General features: G+C 67.2%; 12 protein-coding genes. 11 read left to right on the top strand and 1 reads right to left on the bottom strand.

Features of this window, described 5'->3' with window-relative positions; translation table 11 throughout:
- Positions 1-3: 3 nt before the first annotated feature.
- The 9 genes from ED92_RS02935 (at position 4) to ED92_RS02895 (ending at position 9403) form a co-directional block, all read left to right on the top strand.
- Positions 4-840, top strand: coding sequence for an ABC transporter permease (locus tag ED92_RS02935; RefSeq protein WP_016331063.1), 837 nt, complete (start codon positions 4-6; stop codon positions 838-840).
- Complete coding sequence (locus ED92_RS02930) at positions 837-2174, top strand: MCE family protein (RefSeq protein WP_081975683.1); 1338 nt, start codon at positions 837-839, stop codon at positions 2172-2174. Before ED92_RS02935 ends, ED92_RS02930 begins: the two co-directional genes overlap by 4 nt.
- Positions 2171-3202 carry an MCE family protein gene (locus ED92_RS02925; protein WP_037332737.1) on the top strand — a complete coding sequence of 344 codons (1032 nt, stop codon included), beginning with the start codon at positions 2171-2173 and terminating at the stop codon, positions 3200-3202. The genes ED92_RS02930 and ED92_RS02925 overlap by 4 nt, the downstream gene beginning before the upstream one ends.
- Positions 3199-4185 carry an MCE family protein gene (locus ED92_RS02920; protein ID WP_037332735.1) on the top strand — a complete coding sequence of 329 codons (987 nt, stop codon included), beginning with the start codon at positions 3199-3201 and terminating at the stop codon, positions 4183-4185. Before ED92_RS02925 ends, ED92_RS02920 begins: the two co-directional genes overlap by 4 nt.
- On the top strand, positions 4182-5360 hold the full coding sequence (locus ED92_RS02915) for an MCE family protein (RefSeq protein WP_037332733.1): 1179 nt from the start codon (positions 4182-4184) through the stop codon (positions 5358-5360). The genes ED92_RS02920 and ED92_RS02915 overlap by 4 nt, the downstream gene beginning before the upstream one ends.
- Before the next feature lie 2 nt (positions 5361-5362).
- A complete protein-coding gene (locus ED92_RS02910; protein WP_037332730.1) occupies positions 5363-6565 on the top strand; it encodes an MCE family protein in 1203 nt (400 codons plus the stop codon).
- Complete coding sequence (locus ED92_RS02905; protein WP_037332727.1) at positions 6565-7830, top strand: MCE family protein; 1266 nt, start codon at positions 6565-6567, stop codon at positions 7828-7830. The genes ED92_RS02910 and ED92_RS02905 overlap by 1 nt, the downstream gene beginning before the upstream one ends.
- 31 nt (positions 7831-7861) lie before the next feature.
- Positions 7862-8383 carry a hypothetical protein gene (locus tag ED92_RS02900; protein ID WP_037332725.1) on the top strand — a complete coding sequence of 174 codons (522 nt, stop codon included), beginning with the start codon at positions 7862-7864 and terminating at the stop codon, positions 8381-8383.
- Between the two features lie 138 nt (positions 8384-8521).
- Entirely contained in the window at positions 8522-9403 is an 882-nt protein-coding gene (locus tag ED92_RS02895; protein WP_052120222.1) for a hypothetical protein, read from the top strand.
- Positions 9404-9587: 184 nt separating this feature from the next.
- Here the strand turns inward: ED92_RS02895 and ED92_RS02890 are convergent, their stop codons facing one another.
- Positions 9588-10754 (bottom strand): hypothetical protein, encoded by a 1167-nt coding sequence (locus ED92_RS02890; RefSeq protein ID WP_235213182.1) that lies wholly within the window; start codon positions 10752-10754, stop codon positions 9588-9590.
- A gap of 646 nt (positions 10755-11400) precedes the next feature.
- On the opposite strand from ED92_RS02890, the gene ED92_RS02885 reads away from it, so the two are divergent.
- Complete coding sequence (locus ED92_RS02885) at positions 11401-14901, top strand: DNA-directed RNA polymerase subunit beta (RefSeq protein WP_037332717.1); 3501 nt, start codon at positions 11401-11403, stop codon at positions 14899-14901.
- Positions 14902-14992: 91 nt separating this feature from the next.
- Positions 14993-18904 carry a DNA-directed RNA polymerase subunit beta' gene (locus ED92_RS02880; RefSeq protein ID WP_037332715.1) on the top strand — a complete coding sequence of 1304 codons (3912 nt, stop codon included), beginning with the start codon at positions 14993-14995 and terminating at the stop codon, positions 18902-18904.
- Positions 18905-18948: the final 44 nt, after the last annotated feature.

Raw genomic sequence — 18948 nt, 5'->3', positions numbered from 1 at the left:
CGCATGACCTTTCTCCAGGGCGCCAAGCGGGTCGCCAACCGTCCTTTGCAGACACTGGACAACCTCGGTGACCAGATGTCGTTCTACGGCCGCGCGTTGCTGTGGACGCCGAGGACGCTTCGCCGCTACATGAAAGAAGTCCTGCGGCTGCTGGCCGAAGTGAGCTTCGGTTCCGGCTCGCTCGCCGTCATCGGCGGCACGGTCGGCGTGATGGTCGGCTTGACCCTGTTCACCGGTGTCCTCGTCGGTCTCCAGGGTTACTCGGCGCTGAACTCGATCGGTACCTCGGCCTTCACCGGCTTCCTGACCGCGTTCTTCAACACCCGCGAGATCGCCCCGCTGGTCGCGGGCCTCGCGCTTTCGGCGACAGTGGGCGCGGGCTTCACCGCCCAGCTGGGCGCCATGCGGATCTCGGAGGAGATCGACGCGCTCGAGGTCATGGGCGTGCCGAGCCTGCCGTACCTGGTGACCACGCGGATCATCGCCGGTTTCGTCGCGGTCATCCCGCTGTACGTCATCGGCCTGCTGAGTTCGTATCTCGCGTCGCGGTTGGTCGTTATCTACATCTACAACCAGTCAGCGGGTACCTACGACCATTATTTCGACCTGTTCCTACCACCACAGGATGTGTTGTATTCGTTCATCAAGGTGCTGTTGTTCAGCGTCTTGATCATCCTGTCCCATTGCTATTTCGGATACCGGGCCTCCGGTGGCCCCGCCGGTGTCGGCGTGGCCGTCGGTAAAGCGGTCCGGCTGAGCATCGTCACGGTGTCCATCATGAACTTCTTCATCGGTTTCGCGATCTGGGGAACCGACGTCACGGTGAGGATCGCAGGATGATCGCGACAGTCCGGCGCAGGCTACTGGGTCTGCTCCTGGTCGCCGTGCTCATCGGCGGAGTGGCGCTGAGCATCGCGCTGTACCAAAAGGCGTTCACGCCCGTCGTCAGCGTGAAGCTCCAGTCGGGCAACATCGGGAACCAGTTGCTGAAGCAGTCCGACGTGAAGGTCCGCGGCCTCATCGTCGGTTCGGTCAAGGAGATCACCGCGACCCCGGACGGCGCCGAGCTCACGCTCGCGCTGAATCCGGAGTCGGCGAAACTGATCCCGCAGAACGTTTCGGCGCGATTCCTGCCGAAGACGTTGTTCGGTGAGCGTTTCGTCTCCCTGGAGATCCCGGACGCGCCGTCGGAGAAGACGATCGCCGAAGGTGACGTGATCACTCAGGACCGTACGTCCGGCGCGGTCGAGCTGGAGCAGGCCTTCGCTCATCTGATGCCGGTCTTGCAGGCCGTCCAGCCGCAGAAGCTGTCGAGCACGCTCTCGGCGATTTCCACCGCCCTCAACGGCCGCGGTGACCAGCTCGGCGACACCCTCGCGCAGCTCGGCGACTACGTCGGGCAGCTGAACCCGCACGAGCCGAAGCTCCAGCAGAACCTCAAAGAGCTCGCGAAGTTCTCGGACAACCTCAACGCCGTCGCCCCGGACCTGGTGCAGACCTTGGACAACCTGAGCACCACCACCCGCACCGTGGTGGACCAGAAGATGAACCTGGCGAACCTCTACGGCAGCGTCACCCAGGCTTCGGTCGATCTGCAGACGTTCCTGCAGAACAACGCCGACAACCTGATCCGGCTCGCCGACACGGCCCGCCCGACGGCGGAGCTGCTCGCGAAATACGCGCCGGAGTACCCCTGCGTGATCGGGCAGATGGCGGCCAACCTGCCGAAGATCGACAAGGCGCTCGGCAAGGGCACCGACCGGCCCGGTCTGCACGCGACCATCGAGGTCACCGTCAACCGCGGGCCGTACCTGCCGGGCAAGGACGAGCCGCGGTTCGAGGACAAACGCGGTCCGCGCTGCTACGACCTCAAGCAGTTCCCGGACCCGTTCCCGCAGTACCCGCCGGACGGTCCGATCAAGGACGGCAGCACGGTCAAACAGCCGGCACGCTCGGCGAACGACGGCCTTTCGCCGTCGAACGGCTTCGCGAACGTCGGCGGTTACAACGGCGGGGGAGCGCCCGGCGGTAGCCCGTCCTACAGCGCGTCCGAATCGGACTTCCTCGCGCAGCTGGTCGCGCCGCAGGTCGGCATGTCCGCCTCGGACGTGCCCGGCTGGGGATCGCTGCTCGTCGGTCCGCTCTACCGGGGAGCGGAGGTGCACGTCCAGTGAGGGGATTGCTCGCTCCGCTGATCAAGCTCTGCGCCTTCATCGTGGTCACCGTGCTGTTCACGACCATCCTCGGGATCAGCATCGCCAACGTGAACACCACCAGCACCAACGCCTACAAGGCGCGGTTCAGCGACGCCACCTTGTTGCTGCCCAACGACGACGTCCGCATCGCCGGCGTCCGGGTCGGGCAGGTCAAGGACGTCCGCATCGTCGACCGCCGCCAGGCCGAGGTCGAGTTCGAAGTGGACGCCGGACGCAAACTGCCCGCCGGGGTCACCGCGCAGATCAAGTTCCGGAACCTGGTCGGCCAGCGCTACGTCTCGCTCGGTCAGGGCACCGACTCCTCCGGCAAGAACCTGGAGCCCGGCGGGAACATCCCGCTGGAGCGGACCACGCCCGCGCTCGACCTGACGCAGCTGTTCAACGGGTTCAAGCCGCTGTTCACCGCGCTCAACCCGGACGACATCAACAAGCTGTCCTACGAGGTCATCCAGGTCCTGCAGGGCGAGGGCGGCACCGTCGAGAGCCTGTTGAAGCACACCGCGTCGCTGGCCACCACGATCTCCGACAAGGACAAGGTGATCGGCCAGGTCATCGACAACCTGAACTCGGTGCTCGACACGGTCAACGCGCACACGCCGCAGCTGAACGACTTGATCGTCAAGCTGCAGCAGCTGGTCTCCGGGCTGGCCGCGGACCGCGAGCCGATCGGCGACGCCATCGACTCGCTCGGCACCCTCGCCAAGACGACCTCCGGTCTGCTCGGTGAAGCCCGCGAGCCGCTCAAGCAGGACATCGCCGCGCTCGGCACGCTGTCGAAGAACCTCAACGACAGCCAGCCGATCGTCGAGCATTTCATCCAGTTCCTGCCGCAGAAGGTGACGGCGCTGACCCGCACCGCCGACTATGGCTCCTGGTTCAACTTCTTCGCCTGTGAGATGACGGGAGCCGTCGCCCTGCCTCCGCTGATCAACGAGCCGATCAACCTGCCGCTGCTGCCGGTGAACCGGGCGAGGTGCACGGCATGAAGTCGTTCCGGAAACGCAATCCGATCCCGATCGCGCTCGTCGGCGTCTCGGTGCTGCTGCTCGGTTTCATCGCCGCGCTGAACTCCGAGGACCTGCCGGTCATCGGTGGCGGGACGACCTACACCGCGGACTTCAGCGAGGCTTCGGGCCTGCAGGAGGACAACGACGTCCGGGTCGCCGGTGTGAAGGTCGGCAAGATCTCCGAGATCAAGCTCGACGGCGACAAGGTCCGGATCTCGTTCAAGGTCAAGGACGCCTGGCTGGGCGACAAGACCAGCGCGGCGATCAAGATCAAGACCGTCCTCGGCCAGAAGTACCTGGCGCTCGACCCGCAGGGGCAGCGCACGCTCGACCCGAGCGCGACCATCCCGCGTGAGCGCACGATGTCGCCGTTCGACGTCCTCGACGCCTTCCGCGGTCTTTCACAGACCGTGGACGACATCGACACGACGCAGCTGGCGAAGAGCTTCGACGTCATCACGGAGACCTTCGCCGACACCCCGGCCGACGTGAAGGGCGCCCTGACCGGCCTTTCCCGCCTCTCGGACACCATCGCCAAACGCGACTCGCAGTTGTCGAGCCTGCTCGCGAACACGCGGCAGGTGTCGCAGACGCTCGTCGACCGGGACGCCGAGTTCCAGAAGCTGCTGGCCGACGGCAACAAACTGCTCGGCGAGGTGGCCAAGCGCAAGGAGGCGATCTCCGCGCTGCTGGACGGTTCGCGCAACCTCGCGACCCAGCTCAAGGGCCTGGTCGACGACAACGACGCGCAGCTCGACCCGGTACTCGCCCAGCTCGACCAGCTGACCTCGATGCTGCAGCGCAACCAGGACGCCCTGGGCCAGGGCATCGCGCGGTTCGCGCCGTTCATCCGGGTGTTCACGAACACGATCGGCAACGGCCGCTGGTTCGACAACTACATCTGCGGACTGGTCCTGCCGTCGTTCGGGCCGATCAACGACAAGGGGTGCTACGAGAAATGAGTACCCGTCTCGGTTCCAGCCTCGCGCGCGGCTTCACTATCGCGATCGTGCTCGCGCTGGTCGTCGCCGGCGCGCTGTGGTGGACGCTCAAGGACGCCGGCCGCAACCACGTGACCGCGTACTTCGCGGGCACCGTCGGCCTCTACGAAGGCAACAGTGTCCGCATGCTCGGTGTGGACATGGGCACGGTCACCAGGATCCAGCCGATGGGCAACCAGGTCCGCGTCGACCTCGAATACGACCGTTCGGTGGCGGTCCCCGCGGACGCGAAGGCGATCATCGTGTCGCCGTCGCTGGTCAGCGACCGCTACGTGCAGCTGGCCCCGGCGTACAAGGGCGGCCCGAGGATCGCCGACGGCGCCGTCATCGGCCTCGACCGCACCGAGGTGCCGCTGGAGGTCGACGAGCTCGCCGCCAGCCTGTCCCGGGTCAGCAAGTCGCTCGGGCCCAACGGCGCCAACAAGAACGGTTCGCTGTCGAACCTGCTCGACACCGCCGCGAAGAACTTCGACGGTAACGGGCAGGCTCTGCACGACACGATCACGAAGCTCGGCCAGGCCGCGGGCACGTTGTCGGGCAACAAGGACGACCTGTTCAAGACCGTCGAGAACCTCGGCTCCTTCTCGAAGACGCTGGTGGACAGCGACAAGCAGGTCCGTGACTTCGAACGGCAGCTCGCCGACGTCAGCGGATTCCTCGCGGGGGAGCGGGAGAACCTCTCGGCGACGGTGAAGCAGCTGTCCGACACGCTCACCGCGGTGCAGGCGTTCATCGAGAAGAACCGCGACCGGCTCAAGTCCAATGTGGACAAACTGGCGAGCGTGACCAAGGTGCTCGTGGACCAGCGCGGCGCGCTCGCCGAAATCCTCGACGTCGCCCCGGTCGGCCTCGGGAACCTGGTCAACACCTACAACGCCTCTTCGGGCACGCTCGACGCGCGGGCCAACCTCAACGAGCTCACCCAGCCGCCGCTGGTGATGGTGTGCAACCTGCTCAAGCAGACCCCGGACGCGCTCGACGCGCTGGGCGACGCGTGCAAGGGCGTCGCCGGGCTGGTCGACGGGCTGGTGCCGTTGCCGTCCATCGCCCAGGTGATCCAGTCGTCGCAGGCGGGACAGCTGCCGCCGCTGCCGCTCCCGATCGCGGGTCAGCTCTACGGAACGGCGGCGAAGTAGTGATGAACAGGAAACTTGCTTTCGCTGCCGTCGGGACCGTCGCGGCGCTGACGTTGAGCGGCTGCGCGTTCAACGGGATCTACGACGTCCCGCTGCCGGGCGGCGCCGAACTCGGCGACCACCCGTACACCGTCAAGGTGCAGTTCCGTGACGTCCTCGACCTGACCCCGCAGGCCGGGGTGAAGGTCAACGAGGTCGCCATCGGCCGGGTCGAAGCGATCGGCCTGACCCAGGACGGCTGGAACGCCGAAGTCACCCTCCGGGTCAACGGCGACGTGAAACTGCCGGCGAACGCGCTCGCCAACGTCAAGCAGTCGAGCCTCCTCGGCGAGAAGTACGTCGAGCTGGCCGCACCCGCCGACGGACAGGGCAAGCTCGCCGACAACGCGGTGATCCCGCTGGCCCGCACGAACCGCAGCGTCGAGGTCGAGGAACTGCTCGGCGCGCTTTCGCTGCTGCTCAACGGTGGTGGGGTGGAACAGCTCAACACCATCACCAAGGAGCTCAACAACGCCACCACCGGCCGCTCGCCGGAGCTCAAGGCGTTGCTGAACAACACCAACGAGCTGGTCACGAACCTCGACAAGCAGTCCGCGAACATCACGCGGGCGCTCGACGGGCTGAACCGGCTCTCGCTCACGCTGAACGGCCAGAAGGACAAGCTGGTCGGCGCGGTCGACAACCTCGGCCCCGGGCTCGGTGTGCTGGAGCAGCAGCGCGGTCAGCTGGTGACCATGCTGAACGCGCTCAACCACCTCTCCGGTGTCGCCGTCGACACGGTGAACAAGAGCAAGGAAGACCTCGTCGCCGACCTCAAGGCACTGCAGCCGACGCTGCAGAAGCTCGGCGAAGCGGGCGCGGACCTGCCGAAGGCGCTGGAGATCCTGCTGACCTTCCCGTTCAGCGACGCCGCCTATGACGGCGTCAAGGGCGACTACTTCAACCTCTTCGCGAAGATCGACCTGAACCTGAACGAGATCCTCAAGAACCTCGGCCGCAGCCGTCAGAACCCGCTCCAGGACGTCGTCCCGGTGCCGGGCTTGACCGGCGGGACGGAGGGACCGGGGGCGAATCCGCCGCTGCCGATCCCGGACAGCGTCGGCGGTGTCGCCGGTGGCCAGGCGAGCGCGCCGCAGGGTGGCGGGCAGCCGCAGCAGACCGGACCCGCCGGTATCTTCGGCGTGCTTTCGGGAGGTGCCGGCTGATGCTGGTCCGTAGGACGAAGATCCAGCTGGTCGCGTTCGCGATCATCTCCGTGGTCGCCATCGTGTACGCGCTGATCCGGTTCGCCGGGCTCGGCCAGGTCTTCGGCGACGAGGGCTACACGGTGAAGCTGCAGCTCAAGCAATCCGGCGGCATCTTCACCAACGCCGAGGTCACGTACCGCGGCTTCAACATCGGCCGGGTCGGCGAGCTGCGCCTGACCAAGACCGGGCTGGAAGCCGATCTCAACATCTCGCCGGACGCCCCGCAGGTGCCCGCCGATCTCGACGCCGTCGTCGCGAACCGGTCGGCGGTCGGCGAGCAGTTCGTCGACCTGAAGCCCAAGAGCGACAAGGGACCGTTCCTGAACGCGGGTTCGGTCATCCCGGCCGACAAGGTCAAGACGCCCGTGCCGACCGAGCAGCTCATCGGCGACCTCGACAGCCTCGCGGCCTCGGTGCCGACCGACTCGCTGCGCAAGGTCGTCGACGAGTCGTACAACGCCTTCAACGGCACCGGCCCCGACCTGCAGCGGCTGCTCGACACCGCGCGGAGCTTCACCACGACCGCGCAGGAGTACCTGCCGCAGACGATCCAGCTGCTGGAAAAGGGCGGGCAGGTCCTCGAAACGCAGAACGAGATGTCGAGCTCCATGAAGTCGTTCAGCGCGGACCTCAACAAGCTCTCGGGCACGCTGAAGAACTCCGACGCCGACATCCGGAAGCTGATCGGGATCACCCCGCAGGTGGCGAACCAGATCAGCGAGGTGCTCGCCGAATCCGGACCGGGGCTGGGCGCGCTGACGGCGAACCTGCTCACGACGTCGAATCTGCTGGTGACCCGGCTCGACGGGCTCGAACAGGGCCTGGTGACGTACCCGATGCTGGCCGCGGGCGCGAACAGCGTCGCCAACGACGGCACCGCGCACCTGGGCCTCGCGCTCAACCTGTTCAACCCGCCTTCGTGCACCAAGGGCTACATCGGCCTCGACAAGTACCGCGAAGGCACCGACACGACGCCTCGCGCGCCGAAGGACGACGCGTACTGCGCCGAGCCGAAGGGCAGCCCGATCAACGTGCGCGGTTCGCAGAACGTGCCGTACAACGGGGTTCCGCAGATCCCGTCGGAAGGCGACGTCGCGGCGAACGCGGGCCGTTCGGCCGAGGAGCTGGCCAGCCTGCGCGCGGCGCAGGGCATGCCGAGCGTCCTGCAGAGCCCCGGGGTCAGCCTGCCCACCCTCGGCACGCTGCTGGGCCTGCCCGGCTGAGCCCGAGACCGTATACCTACCCTGGAGTGTCATGAGTTCTTCTCGATCGCGGACCCTGGTACTGGGGGCGGCGGCGTTCGCGCTGGCCGCCTTCCTCGCCGCGGCGATCTTCGGTGTCATGTGGGCCGTGGCCGCGTCGGACGACAACGCCGACCTGGCGCGCTCGCGGGACGACGTGGTCAAGGCGGGCGGCACCGCGATCAAGGCGTACACCGAGGTCGACTTCGAGAACCTCGACGAGTTCTTCAACAAGCAGAAGGCCGTCTCCGACGAGAAGATGAGCCAGCAGCTGGCCCAGCTGGAGCCGACCTACCGCAAGGCGCTCGGCGACGCGAAGACCAAGGTCGTGACCACGATCCAGGACATCGCGGTCGAGGAACTCGACGACCACGAGGGCAAGGCGAGCTTCCTCGCCGCCATCTCCACCCAGGTCACCCAGGGCGACAAGGCGAGCTCGAAGGCGTTGCGCCTGGAGGTCTCGATGACCCGGGTCGGCGATGAGTGGAAGCTGTCCGGGATCGACAACGTGCCCCTCGTCGCGGCCGGTCAGTAAGAGCGTCACCTAGAACGGAGCCACGTAGTGCCCCCCTCCCGTCGCCAGCCCCCTCGCAGCACTCCGCCGGTGCGCCGCCCCCGGGTGGCCGGCCTGCGACGGCCCGGTGCGTCTCCTGCTTCCGCTCCTGTTTCGGAGGTGCCTGCCTCGGAGGTCGAGGTCGAGGAGACGCCGGTGGCGAAGCCGGCGCCGGTTCGCCGTCCGTCGCCGCGGCCGGTTCCGGTTGCTGAGCCGGAGCCTGAGCCTGAGGTCGTCGAGTCCGCTGAGTCCGTCGAGTCCGCTGAGGACACCGAAGTCGCTGAAGAGCCTGAAGCTCCCGAAGAAGAGGTCGTCGCGAAGCCGACCCCGCGTGCGAAGGCCCGCGCGGTCGCCGAGGAGAAGCCGGACGACCTCGAAGAGGCCGAAGCCGAGGTCGACGAATCCTCGAGGGACGAGAAGAAGCCGGGCTCGAAGCAGCTGATCCTGGCGGGTGCGCTGGTCGTCGTCGGGTTGCTGCTGGCCGCGACCGCGGTGCTCTTCAAGATCCAGGCCGACGACGTGTCCAGCTCGACGAACAACACGGCGCTGCTGGACGTCGCGAAGACCGCGCAGGTCAAGGACCAGGTCGCGAAGGCGACCGAGGCGCTGTTCTCGTACGACTACAACAACATCGCGAAGACCGAGACCGCGGCGGCCGATCTGCTGGTCAACGACGACGTGCGGGCGAAGTACAACCTGCTGATGGGCGAGGTCAAGCGGCTGGCCCCGCAGCAGAAGATGGTCGTGACCTGCAAGGTCACCCGCAGCGCCGTCATCCGGCTCGAAGGCGACCGGGCCGACGTGATGGTGTTCGTCGACCAGAGCTCGACGCGGGCCGACACGAACAAGACCACCGCCGGGAGCGCGCAGCTGCACTTGAACGCGGAGCTGCAGGGCGACAAGTGGAAGATCACGGCGATGAACACCTACGCCGCTCCGCCGAACCCCACCGCTTCCTCGGCCCCCGCTTCACCCCCGGCCTCTCCGGCCCCCTCGAAGTGACCCGCCCGGATCGCGTTTAGCCCGCTAAACGCGATCCGCCTCCGCGACGCCCCGTCGTTCCGTGAAGGCCTCCTTGAGGGACCCAGAGTCCCTCAAGGAGGCCTTCACGGCTTCCCGGCGCCCGACCCCGCTGACCTGCGTTTCGCGGGCTAAACGTCACGCGTCGGCGCGCTGACCAGGGGGCTCAGGCGCCACCGCTCGACCGGAGCTTGTAGCTCGCCGTGCGTGCCTTCTTGGCCATCTTCGGGTCCGGGTGGTCCGTGCCGACGACGTTCAGGAGCTGGAGCCGATCCGGATGGCCGGAGGACGTCAGCAGGTCCACGATGTCGAAGCGGTCGTCCATGTCGGCGAGTTGATGGACGAACGCGCCGAGCGCGTGCATCGCCGCGTAATGGTCGGCCATCCCGAGGACGACCTCGTCGCGGGTGATCGTTTCCCGGTCGACCGCGCCACGTTCGGACAGCCACATCGCGGCCGCCGCGCCGACCAGACCGCCTTCGGCCCGGACCCCCGCAGCGGTCTCCAGACCGATCTCACCGGTCTCTCCGAGCGCGATCAAGGCGAACAACCGTTCTACGGGGAGCCGCGCCGTGCGGAGGAACTCACTCGCCTCCGCTGCCGCGTCGGAGGGTGACCGGTGCCGGACCCAGGCCTTCAGCTCCGCGTCGATGACCCCCGGCCCGGACGCGGCGAGGCGTGTGCTCAGCTCGCCGAGACTCTTCTCCGCCGCCTCACCGATGACCGGTGCGTCCATTCCGGCCTCGCGGAGCGCCCTGTTGATCGCCCAGACGGCGATCGGGGTGAGGCTGAGTACGTGCGGAGAGGGATCGGGTTTTCCGGCGATCTCGGCGATCAGCGCGAGCCCGGCCGGGTCCGCGGTGCCCTTCTCGATCGCGCCGAGCCGTTCCAGCAGATCCAGCGCGACGCTCGTCGCGTACCGCGTCGATTCGTCTGGCGTCTGCGCGAGCTCGATGGCTTCGAAAAGGAGCTCGACCGGCATGGCGACCGGACCCGACCGGTAGAGCGTGAGTGTGATCGTCGCGACCAGGCCGAAGGGCAGAAGCTCGGCCTCGCCGATCGTCGAATACAGCCGTTCCCAAAGCCGGAGAGGGTCGTCAACGAGCGTCGCGTTCTCCTCGACGAGCACGTGCTTGCCGTCGACGTCGCGGACCAGCCCGGCCACCTCCGCCCACCGGGCAATCAGCGGGTCGTCGCCGGCTGACCCGGCGACGTATCCGCGGACCTCGCCGAGAAGGGGGCTCCGCTCGGCGGCCTGCCGCAACTCGGCTTCCGGCCGCAGGGAGACCGGGGGCATCTCGGCACTGGCGTCCTGCTCCCACGTTTCGCTCACGCCGCCCAGTCTGGCAGCGCCCGCCCGGTGCGCGTCGCGATTAGCCCGCGAAACGCAGGTGCGCCGCGTCGCCTGTGCGCCGCACCAGACGGCCCACCGGTCACAACGGTCACACGGCCCGGGTCCGCCCTGGGCGCCCCGCCGATCGCCTGGCCCGACCCGGTGACCGTCCGGGAAGCCCGACGACCGGATCGCGTTTAGCCCGCTAAACGCAGGTCGGCGCGCCGGGGCCGCCACCTGCGGGTACCGGGCGGTAACCAGGATGATCGTCCTGTGAAGCGCCCGGCGCGGAGCTACTTCCACGCTGCGCCAACCGGCGGGACCACCGCGCGGCATCTTGACTCAGAGCCCCTGTGGGGTCACGCTTACTGGCAACGGTGAGAACCGGCGGTGCCCTTGCGGGAGGGACGGCCCGGGGAGGCCGAGGAGAGGCATACCTGAAGACGTTGCGATGCAGGCTGGGCCCCATCGGGAGCGCCCCCTGGACAGACCGCGACGTTCGGGCTAGACTGCTTCTTTGCGCTGCCCTCTTTCAGGCTGCCCGGAGCCGGTAGTTAGGATAGTGGGCACACGGCACCCTTGACAGTCCGCATCAGCTGTTGCTGACGCGGCTGCTCACCGCTCATTGTCCCCGGAAGGACGCATCTTGGCAGTCTCTCCCGCGAACCAGGCCACTGCTGCGACCACCTCGGCTGTATCTCGCTCGGAGTCCACGGGAATCCCGGGAGCCCCCAAGCGGGTCTCCTTCGCAAAGATTCGCGAGCCGCTCAGCACCCCGAACCTGCTCGACGTGCAGATCAGGTCCTTTGAATGGTTCACCGGCGACGAGGCGTGGTTCGAACGCCGCGTCGAAGAAGGTGAAGAAAACCCGGTCGGCGGCCTGGAAGAGGTCCTCAACGAGATCTCGCCGATCGAAGACTTCTCCGGATCCATGTCGCTGTCCTTCTCCGACCCGCGCTTCGACGAGGTCAAGGCCTCCGTCGAGGAGTGCAAGGACAAGGACATGACGTACGCGGCCCCGCTGTTCGTGACCGCCGAGTTCGTGAACAACAACACCGGCGAGATCAAGAGCCAGACGGTCTTCATGGGCGACTTCCCGGTGATGACCGACAAGGGCACCTTCGTCATCAACGGCACCGAGCGTGTCGTCGTGTCCCAGCTGGTCCGTTCGCCGGGTGTGTACTTCGACACCAGCGTCGACAAGACCACCGACAAGGACGTCTTCAACGTCCGCGTCATCCCGAGCCGGGGTGCCTGGCTCGAGTTCGACGTCGACAAGCGCGACACCGTCGGCGTCCGCATCGACCGCAAGCGCCGCCAGCCGGTCACCGTGCTGCTGAAGGCGCTCGGCTGGACCACCGAGGCGATCCGCGAGCGCTTCTCCTTCTCCGAGACGCTGCTCGCCACCCTCGAGAAGGACCACACCGCCGGCACCGACGAGGCGCTGCTCGACATCTACCGCAAGCTGCGCCCGGGCGAACCGCCCACCAAGGAGAGCGCGCAGACGCTGCTGGAGAACCTGTTCTTCAAGCCGAAGCGCTACGACCTGGCCAAGGTCGGCCGGTACAAGCTGAACAAGAAGCTCGGCCTGACCACGCCGTACGACACCGGGACGCTGACCGAAGAGGACATCGTCTCGACGATCGAGTACCTGGTCCGCCTGCACGCGGGCGAGGACAAGGCGACCGTCGGCGACCAGGTCATCCCGGTCGAGACCGACGACATCGACCACTTCGGCAACCGTCGTCTCCGCACCGTCGGCGAGCTCATCCAGAACCAGATCCGCGTGGGTCTGTCCCGGATGGAGCGCGTCGTCCGCGAGCGGATGACCACCCAGGACGTCGAGGCGATCACGCCGCAGACCCTGATCAACATCCGTCCCGTCGTGGCGGCGATCAAGGAGTTCTTCGGTACTTCGCAGCTGTCGCAGTTCATGGACCAGAACAACCCGCTGTCGGGGCTGACGCACAAGCGTCGTCTGTCCGCCCTCGGCCCGGGTGGTCTGTCGCGTGAGCGCGCCGGCATGGAGGTCCGTGACGTCCACCCGTCGCACTACGGCCGCATGTGCCCGATCGAGACGCCGGAAGGCCCGAACATCGGCCTGATCGGTTCGCTCTGCTCGTACGCGCGGGTCAACCCGTTCGGTTTCATCGAGACCCCGTACCGCAAGGTCGTCGAGGGCCGCGTCACCGACCAGGTCGACTACCTCACCGCGGACGAGGAAGACCGTTACGTGAAGGCGCAGGCGAACGCGCCGATCCACGACGACGGCACCTTCGTCGAAGACCGCGTCCTGGTCCGTAAGAAGGGCGGCGAGGTCGAGCTGATCGACCCGCTGGACGTGGACTACATGGACGTCTCGCCGCGGCAGATGGTCTCGGTCGCGACCGCGATGATCCCGTTCCTCGAGCACGACGACGCGAACCGCGCGCTCATGGGCGCGAACATGCAGCGTCAGGCCGTTCCGCTGCTGCGCAACTCGGCCCCGCTGGTCGGTACCGGCGTGGAGCTGCGTGCCGCGGTGGACGCCGGTGACGTGCTCGTCGCCGAGCAGGCCGGTGTGGTCGAGGAGCTCTCGGCCGACCTGATCACGATCATGCACGACGACGGCACGCGGAAGAGCTACGGACTGTACAAGTTCCGTCGCTCGAACCACGGCACCTGCTTCAACCACCGCCCGATCGTCAACGAGGGCGACCGGGTCGAGCAGGGTCAGGTCATCGCCGACGGACCGTCCACCGAGAACGGTGAGATGGCGCTCGGCAAGAACCTGCTCGTCGCGGTCATGCCGTGGGAGGGCCACAACTACGAGGACGCGATCATCCTCTCCGAGCGCCTGGTGCAGGACGACGTGCTCACGTCGATCCACATCGAGGAGCACGAGATCGACGCCCGCGACACCAAGCTGGGCGCCGAGGAGATCACCCGGGACATCCCGAACGTCTCCGAGGAGGTCCTCGCCGACCTCGACGAGCGCGGCATCATCCGCATCGGTGCCGAGGTCCGCGACGGCGACATCCTGGTCGGCAAGGTCACGCCCAAGGGCGAGACCGAGCTGACCCCGGAAGAGCGCCTGCTCCGCGCGATCTTCGGTGAGAAGGCCCGCGAGGTCCGCGACACCTCGCTGAAGGTGCCGCACGGCGAGACCGGCAAGGTCATCGGCATCCGCGTGTTCTCGCGCGAGGACGACGACGAGCTGCCCCCGGGCGTCAACGAACTGGTCCGCGTCTACGTGGCCCAGAAGCGGAAGATCCAGCCGGGCGACAAGCTCGCCGGCCGCCACGGGAACAAGGGTGTCATCGGCAAGATCCTCCCCGCCGAGGACATGCCGTTCATGGAGGACGGCACGCCCGTCGACATCATCCTGAACACCCACGGTGTCCCGCGTCGTATGAACATCGGCCAGGTCCTGGAGCTTCACCTGGGCTGGCTGGCGTCGCAGGGGTGGAAGATCGAGGGCAACCCGGAGTGGGCGAAGAACCTCAACGAGGAGCTCTACGACGTCGACCCCGGCACGAACACCGCGACCCCGGTGTTCGACGGCGCCAAGGAAGAGGAGCTCACCGGGCTGCTCGGCGCGACCAAGCCGAACCGCGACGGCGAGCGCATGGTCAAGCAGAACGGCAAGGCCACGCTGCTGGACGGCCGCTCCGGCGAGCCGTACCCGTACCCGGTCTCGGTCGGCTACATGTACATCCTGAAGCTGCACCACCTGGTCGACGACAAGATCCACGCCCGGTCCACCGGTCCGTACTCGATGATCACGCAGCAGCCGCTGGGTGGTAAGGCGCAGTTCGGTGGCCAGCGGTTCGGCGAGATGGAGTGCTGGGCGATGCAGGCGTACGGCGCCGCATACACCCTGCAGGAGCTCCTGACGATCAAGTCGGACGACGTGGTCGGCCGCGTCAAGGTGTACGAGGCCATCGTCAAGGGGGAGAACATCCCCGAGCCGGGTATCCCCGAGTCGTTCAAGGTGCTCCTGAAGGAGCTCCAGTCGCTCTGCCTCAACGTCGAGGTGCTGTCCAGCGACGGCGCCGCGATCGAGATGCGCGACTCCGACGACGAGGACCTCGAGCGTGCCGCGGCCAACCTCGGCATCAACCTGTCCCGCAACGAGTCGCCCTCGGTGGACGACGTCGTGCACTGACCCGCGATGAGGCGGGAGCCTGCCTCCCGTGGGCTCCCGCCTCCGCTCGCCAACTCCTCTAGTCGCATCAACCCCAAGGGGATGTAAAGACGTGCTGGACGTCAACTTCTTCGATGAGCTCCGCATCGGCCTCGCCACCGCCGACGACATCCGTCAGTGGTCCTTCGGCGAGGTGAAGAAGCCGGAGACCATCAACTACCGGACGCTCAAGCCCGAGAAGGACGGCCTCTTCTGCGAGAAGATCTTCGGCCCGACCCGGGACTGGGAGTGCTACTGCGGTAAGTACAAGCGGGTCCGCTTCAAGGGCATCATCTGCGAGCGCTGTGGCGTCGAGGTCACCCGCGCCAAGGTGCGCCGTGAGCGGATGGGCCACATCGAGCTGGCCGCTCCCGTCACCCACATCTGGTACTTCAAGGGTGTTCCCTCCCGCCTGGGCTACCTGCTCGACCTGGCGCCGAAGGACCTCGAGAAGATCATCTACTTCGCGGCCTACGTGATCACCGGTGTGAACACCGAGCTGCGGCACAACGACCTGCCGACCCTCGAAAACGAGATCGGCGTCGAGCGCAAGAACCTCGAGACCAAGCGCGACGCGGACATCGAGGCACGGGCGCAGAAGCTGGAAGCCGACCTGGCCGAGCTGGAGGCGGAGGGCGCGAAGTCCGACGTCCGCCGCAAGGTCAAGGAAGGCGGCGAGCGCGAGATGCGTCAGCTGCGTGACCGCGCCGGTCGCGAGCTGGACCGTCTCGAGGAGGTCTGGACGACCTTCACCAAGCTCGACACCCGTCAGCTGATCGCCGACGAGCTGCTCTACCGCGAGCTCGTCGACCGCTACGGCGAGTACTTCACCGGCGGTATGGGCGCGGAGGCCATCCAGAAGCTGGCCACCGAGTTCGACGTCGCCGCGGAGGCCGAGAGCCTGCGCGACACCATCCGCAACGGCAAGGGGCAGAAGAAGCTCCGCGCGCTGAAGCGGCTCAAGGTCGTCGCGGCCTTCCAGGCCACCGGCAACGACCCGCGCGGCATGGTGCTCGACGCCGTCCCGGTGATCCCGCCGGACCTGCGCCCGATGGTCCAGCTCGACGGTGGCCGCTTCGCCACCTCCGACCTGAACGACCTCTACCGCCGGGTCATCAACCGGAACAACCGGTTGAAGCGGCTGATCGACCTCGGCGCGCCCGAGATCATCGTGAACAACGAGAAGCGGATGCTGCAGGAGGCCGTCGACGCGCTGTTCGACAACGGCCGCCGCGGCCGCCCGGTCACCGGTCCCGGTAACCGCCCGCTGAAGTCGCTGTCCGACCTGCTCAAGGGCAAGCAGGGCCGGTTCCGTCAGAACCTGCTCGGCAAGCGTGTCGACTACTCGGGCCGTTCGGTCATCATCGTCGGTCCGCAGCTGAAGCTGCACCAGTGCGGTCTGCCGAAGGACATGGCGCTCGAGCTGTTCAAGCCGTTCGTCATGAAGCGGCTGGTCGACCTGAACCACGCGCAGAACATCAAGTCCGCCAAGCGGATGGTGGAGCGGTCGCGTCCGCAGGTGTGGGACGTGCTCGAAGAGGTCATCACCGGCCACCCGGTGATGCTGAACCGTGCGCCGACCCTGCACCGCCTCGGTATCCAGGCCTTCGAGCCGCAGCTGGTCGAAGGCAAGGCCATCCAGCTGCACCCGCTGGTCTGTGAAGCGTTCAACGCGGACTTCGACGGTGACCAGATGGCCGTGCACCTCCCGCTTTCCGCGGAGGCGCAGGCCGAGGCCCGCATCCTGATGCTGTCGGCGAACAACATCCTTTCGCCGGCGTCGGGCCGCCCGCTCGCCATGCCGCGTCTGGACATGGTGACCGGTCTGTTCCACCTGACCCGGTTGAACGAGAACGCCGACGGCGCGGGCAACGCCTACTCGTCGCCCGCCGAGGCGATCATGGCCTACGACCGCAAGGCGCTGAGCCTGCACGCCCCGATCAAGATCCGCGTCACCGACCGTCAGCCCGCCAAGGCCGACGAGGCGAGGCTCGCGGAGAACGGCTGGGAGCCGGGCAAGGCGTGGCTGGCCGAGACCACCCTGGGCCGCGTGCTGTTCAACGAGCTGCTGCCGGCGGACTACCCGTTCATCAACGAGCCGATGCCGAAGAAGCGTCAGGCCGCGATCGTGAACGACCTCGCCGAGCGCTACTCGATGACCCAGGTCGCGCAGACCCTGGACCGCCTGAAGGACGCCGGTTTCTACTGGGCGACCCGTTCGGGTGTCACGGTCGCCATCTCCGACGTGCTCGTCCCGGCTGGCAAGAAGGCCATTCTGGACGAGTACGAAGGCAAGGCCGACCAGGTCGAGAAGCGGTACCAGCGTGGTCAGCTGTCGCACGCCGAGCGCAACAACGAGCTCGTCAAGGTGTGGACGCAGGCCACCGAAGAGGTCCACAAGATCATGGAGACGGCGCTGCCGGACGACAACCCGATCGCGATGATCGTGAAGTCGGGCGCGGCGGGCAACATGACGCAGGTCCGGTCGCTGGCCGGTATGCGTGGTCTGGTGTCGAACCCGAAGGGTGAGTACATCCCGCGTCCGATCAAGGCCAACTTCCGTGAAGGCCTGTCGGTGGCGGAGTACTTCATCGCGACGCACGGTGCCCGTAAGGGTCTGGCGGACACGGCGCTCCGTACCGCCGACTCGGGTTACCTGACCCGTCGTCTGGTGGACGTGTCGCAGGACGTCATCGTCCGCGAGATCGACTGTGGTACCACCCGCGGTATCAACATGCCGATCGGCGAGGACATCGGCGACGGCAAGGTGCTGCGCGACCAGCACGTCGAGACCAGCGTGTACGCGCGGAACCTGGCGACCGACGCGGTCGACGCCAAGGGCAACGTCGTGCTCAACGCCGGTGACGACATCGGTGACCCGGCGATCGACAAGCTCATCTCGAGCGGGATCTCCAAGGTCAAGGTGCGTTCGGTGCTGACCTGCGAGTCGGCCGTCGGTATCTGCGCCACCTGCTACGGCCGGTCCATGGCGACCGGTCAGCTCGTCGACGTCGGCGAGGCCGTGGGTATCGTCGCGGCCCAGTCGATCGGTGAGCCGGGTACGCAGCTGACGATGCGTACGTTCCACCAGGGTGGTGTCGCCGGTGACGACATCACGACCGGTCTGCCCCGTGTCCAGGAGCTGTTCGAAGCCCGGGTCCCGAAGGGCAAGGCGCCGATCGCCGACGTCGATGGCCGCGTGCGCATCGAGGAGAGCGAGCGGTTCTGGAAGATCACGCTGATCCCGGACGACGGCAGCGAAGAGATCGTCTTCGACAAGCTGTCCAAGCGTCAGCGGCTCGCGAACACCCCGAACGGCCCGCTGGGCGACGGTGACCGCGTCGCGGTCGGCCAGCAGCTGCTCGAAGGCACGCCGGACCCGCACGAGGTCCTGCGGGTCATGGGGCCGCGCGAGGCGCAGATGCACCTGGTGGACGAGGTCCAGAAGGTGTACCGGGCGCAGGGTGTGTCGATCCACGACAAGCACATCGAGGTCATCGTGCGGCAGATGCTGCGCCGCGTGACGATCATCGACTCCGGTGCCACGGACTTCCTGCCGGGCGAGCTGCCCGAGCGGACCAAGTTCGAGGCGAAGAACCGCGCGTCGGTCGCCGAAGGCGGCGAGCCGGCCTCGGGTCGCCCGGTGCTGATGGGGATCACGAAGGCCTCGCTGACCACGGACTCGTGGCTGTCGGCGGCCTCGTTCCAGGAGACCACGCGTGTCCTGACCGACGCGGCCATCAACGGCCGCTCGGACAAGCTCGTGGGCCTCAAGGAGAACGTGATCATCGGTAAGCTGATTCCGGCCGGTACCGGGATCAACAAGTACCGCAACATCCAGGTGCAGCCGACCGAGGAGGCGCGGGTCGCCGCTTACGCGATCCCGTCCTACGACGACGGCTACTACACCCCGGACGTGTTCGGCTCCACGCCGGGCGCCGCGGTGCCGCTGGACGACTACGACTTCGGCCGCGACTTCCGCTGACCGAAGCGAAATCCACGAGAAGGGCCCTCGCCGATCCGGCGGGG

Source organism: Amycolatopsis sp. MJM2582 (assembly GCF_000754115.1).
GTDB lineage: Bacteria > Actinomycetota > Actinomycetes > Mycobacteriales > Pseudonocardiaceae > Amycolatopsis > Amycolatopsis japonica.
This window is presented reverse-complemented; position numbering and strand designations above follow the sequence as displayed.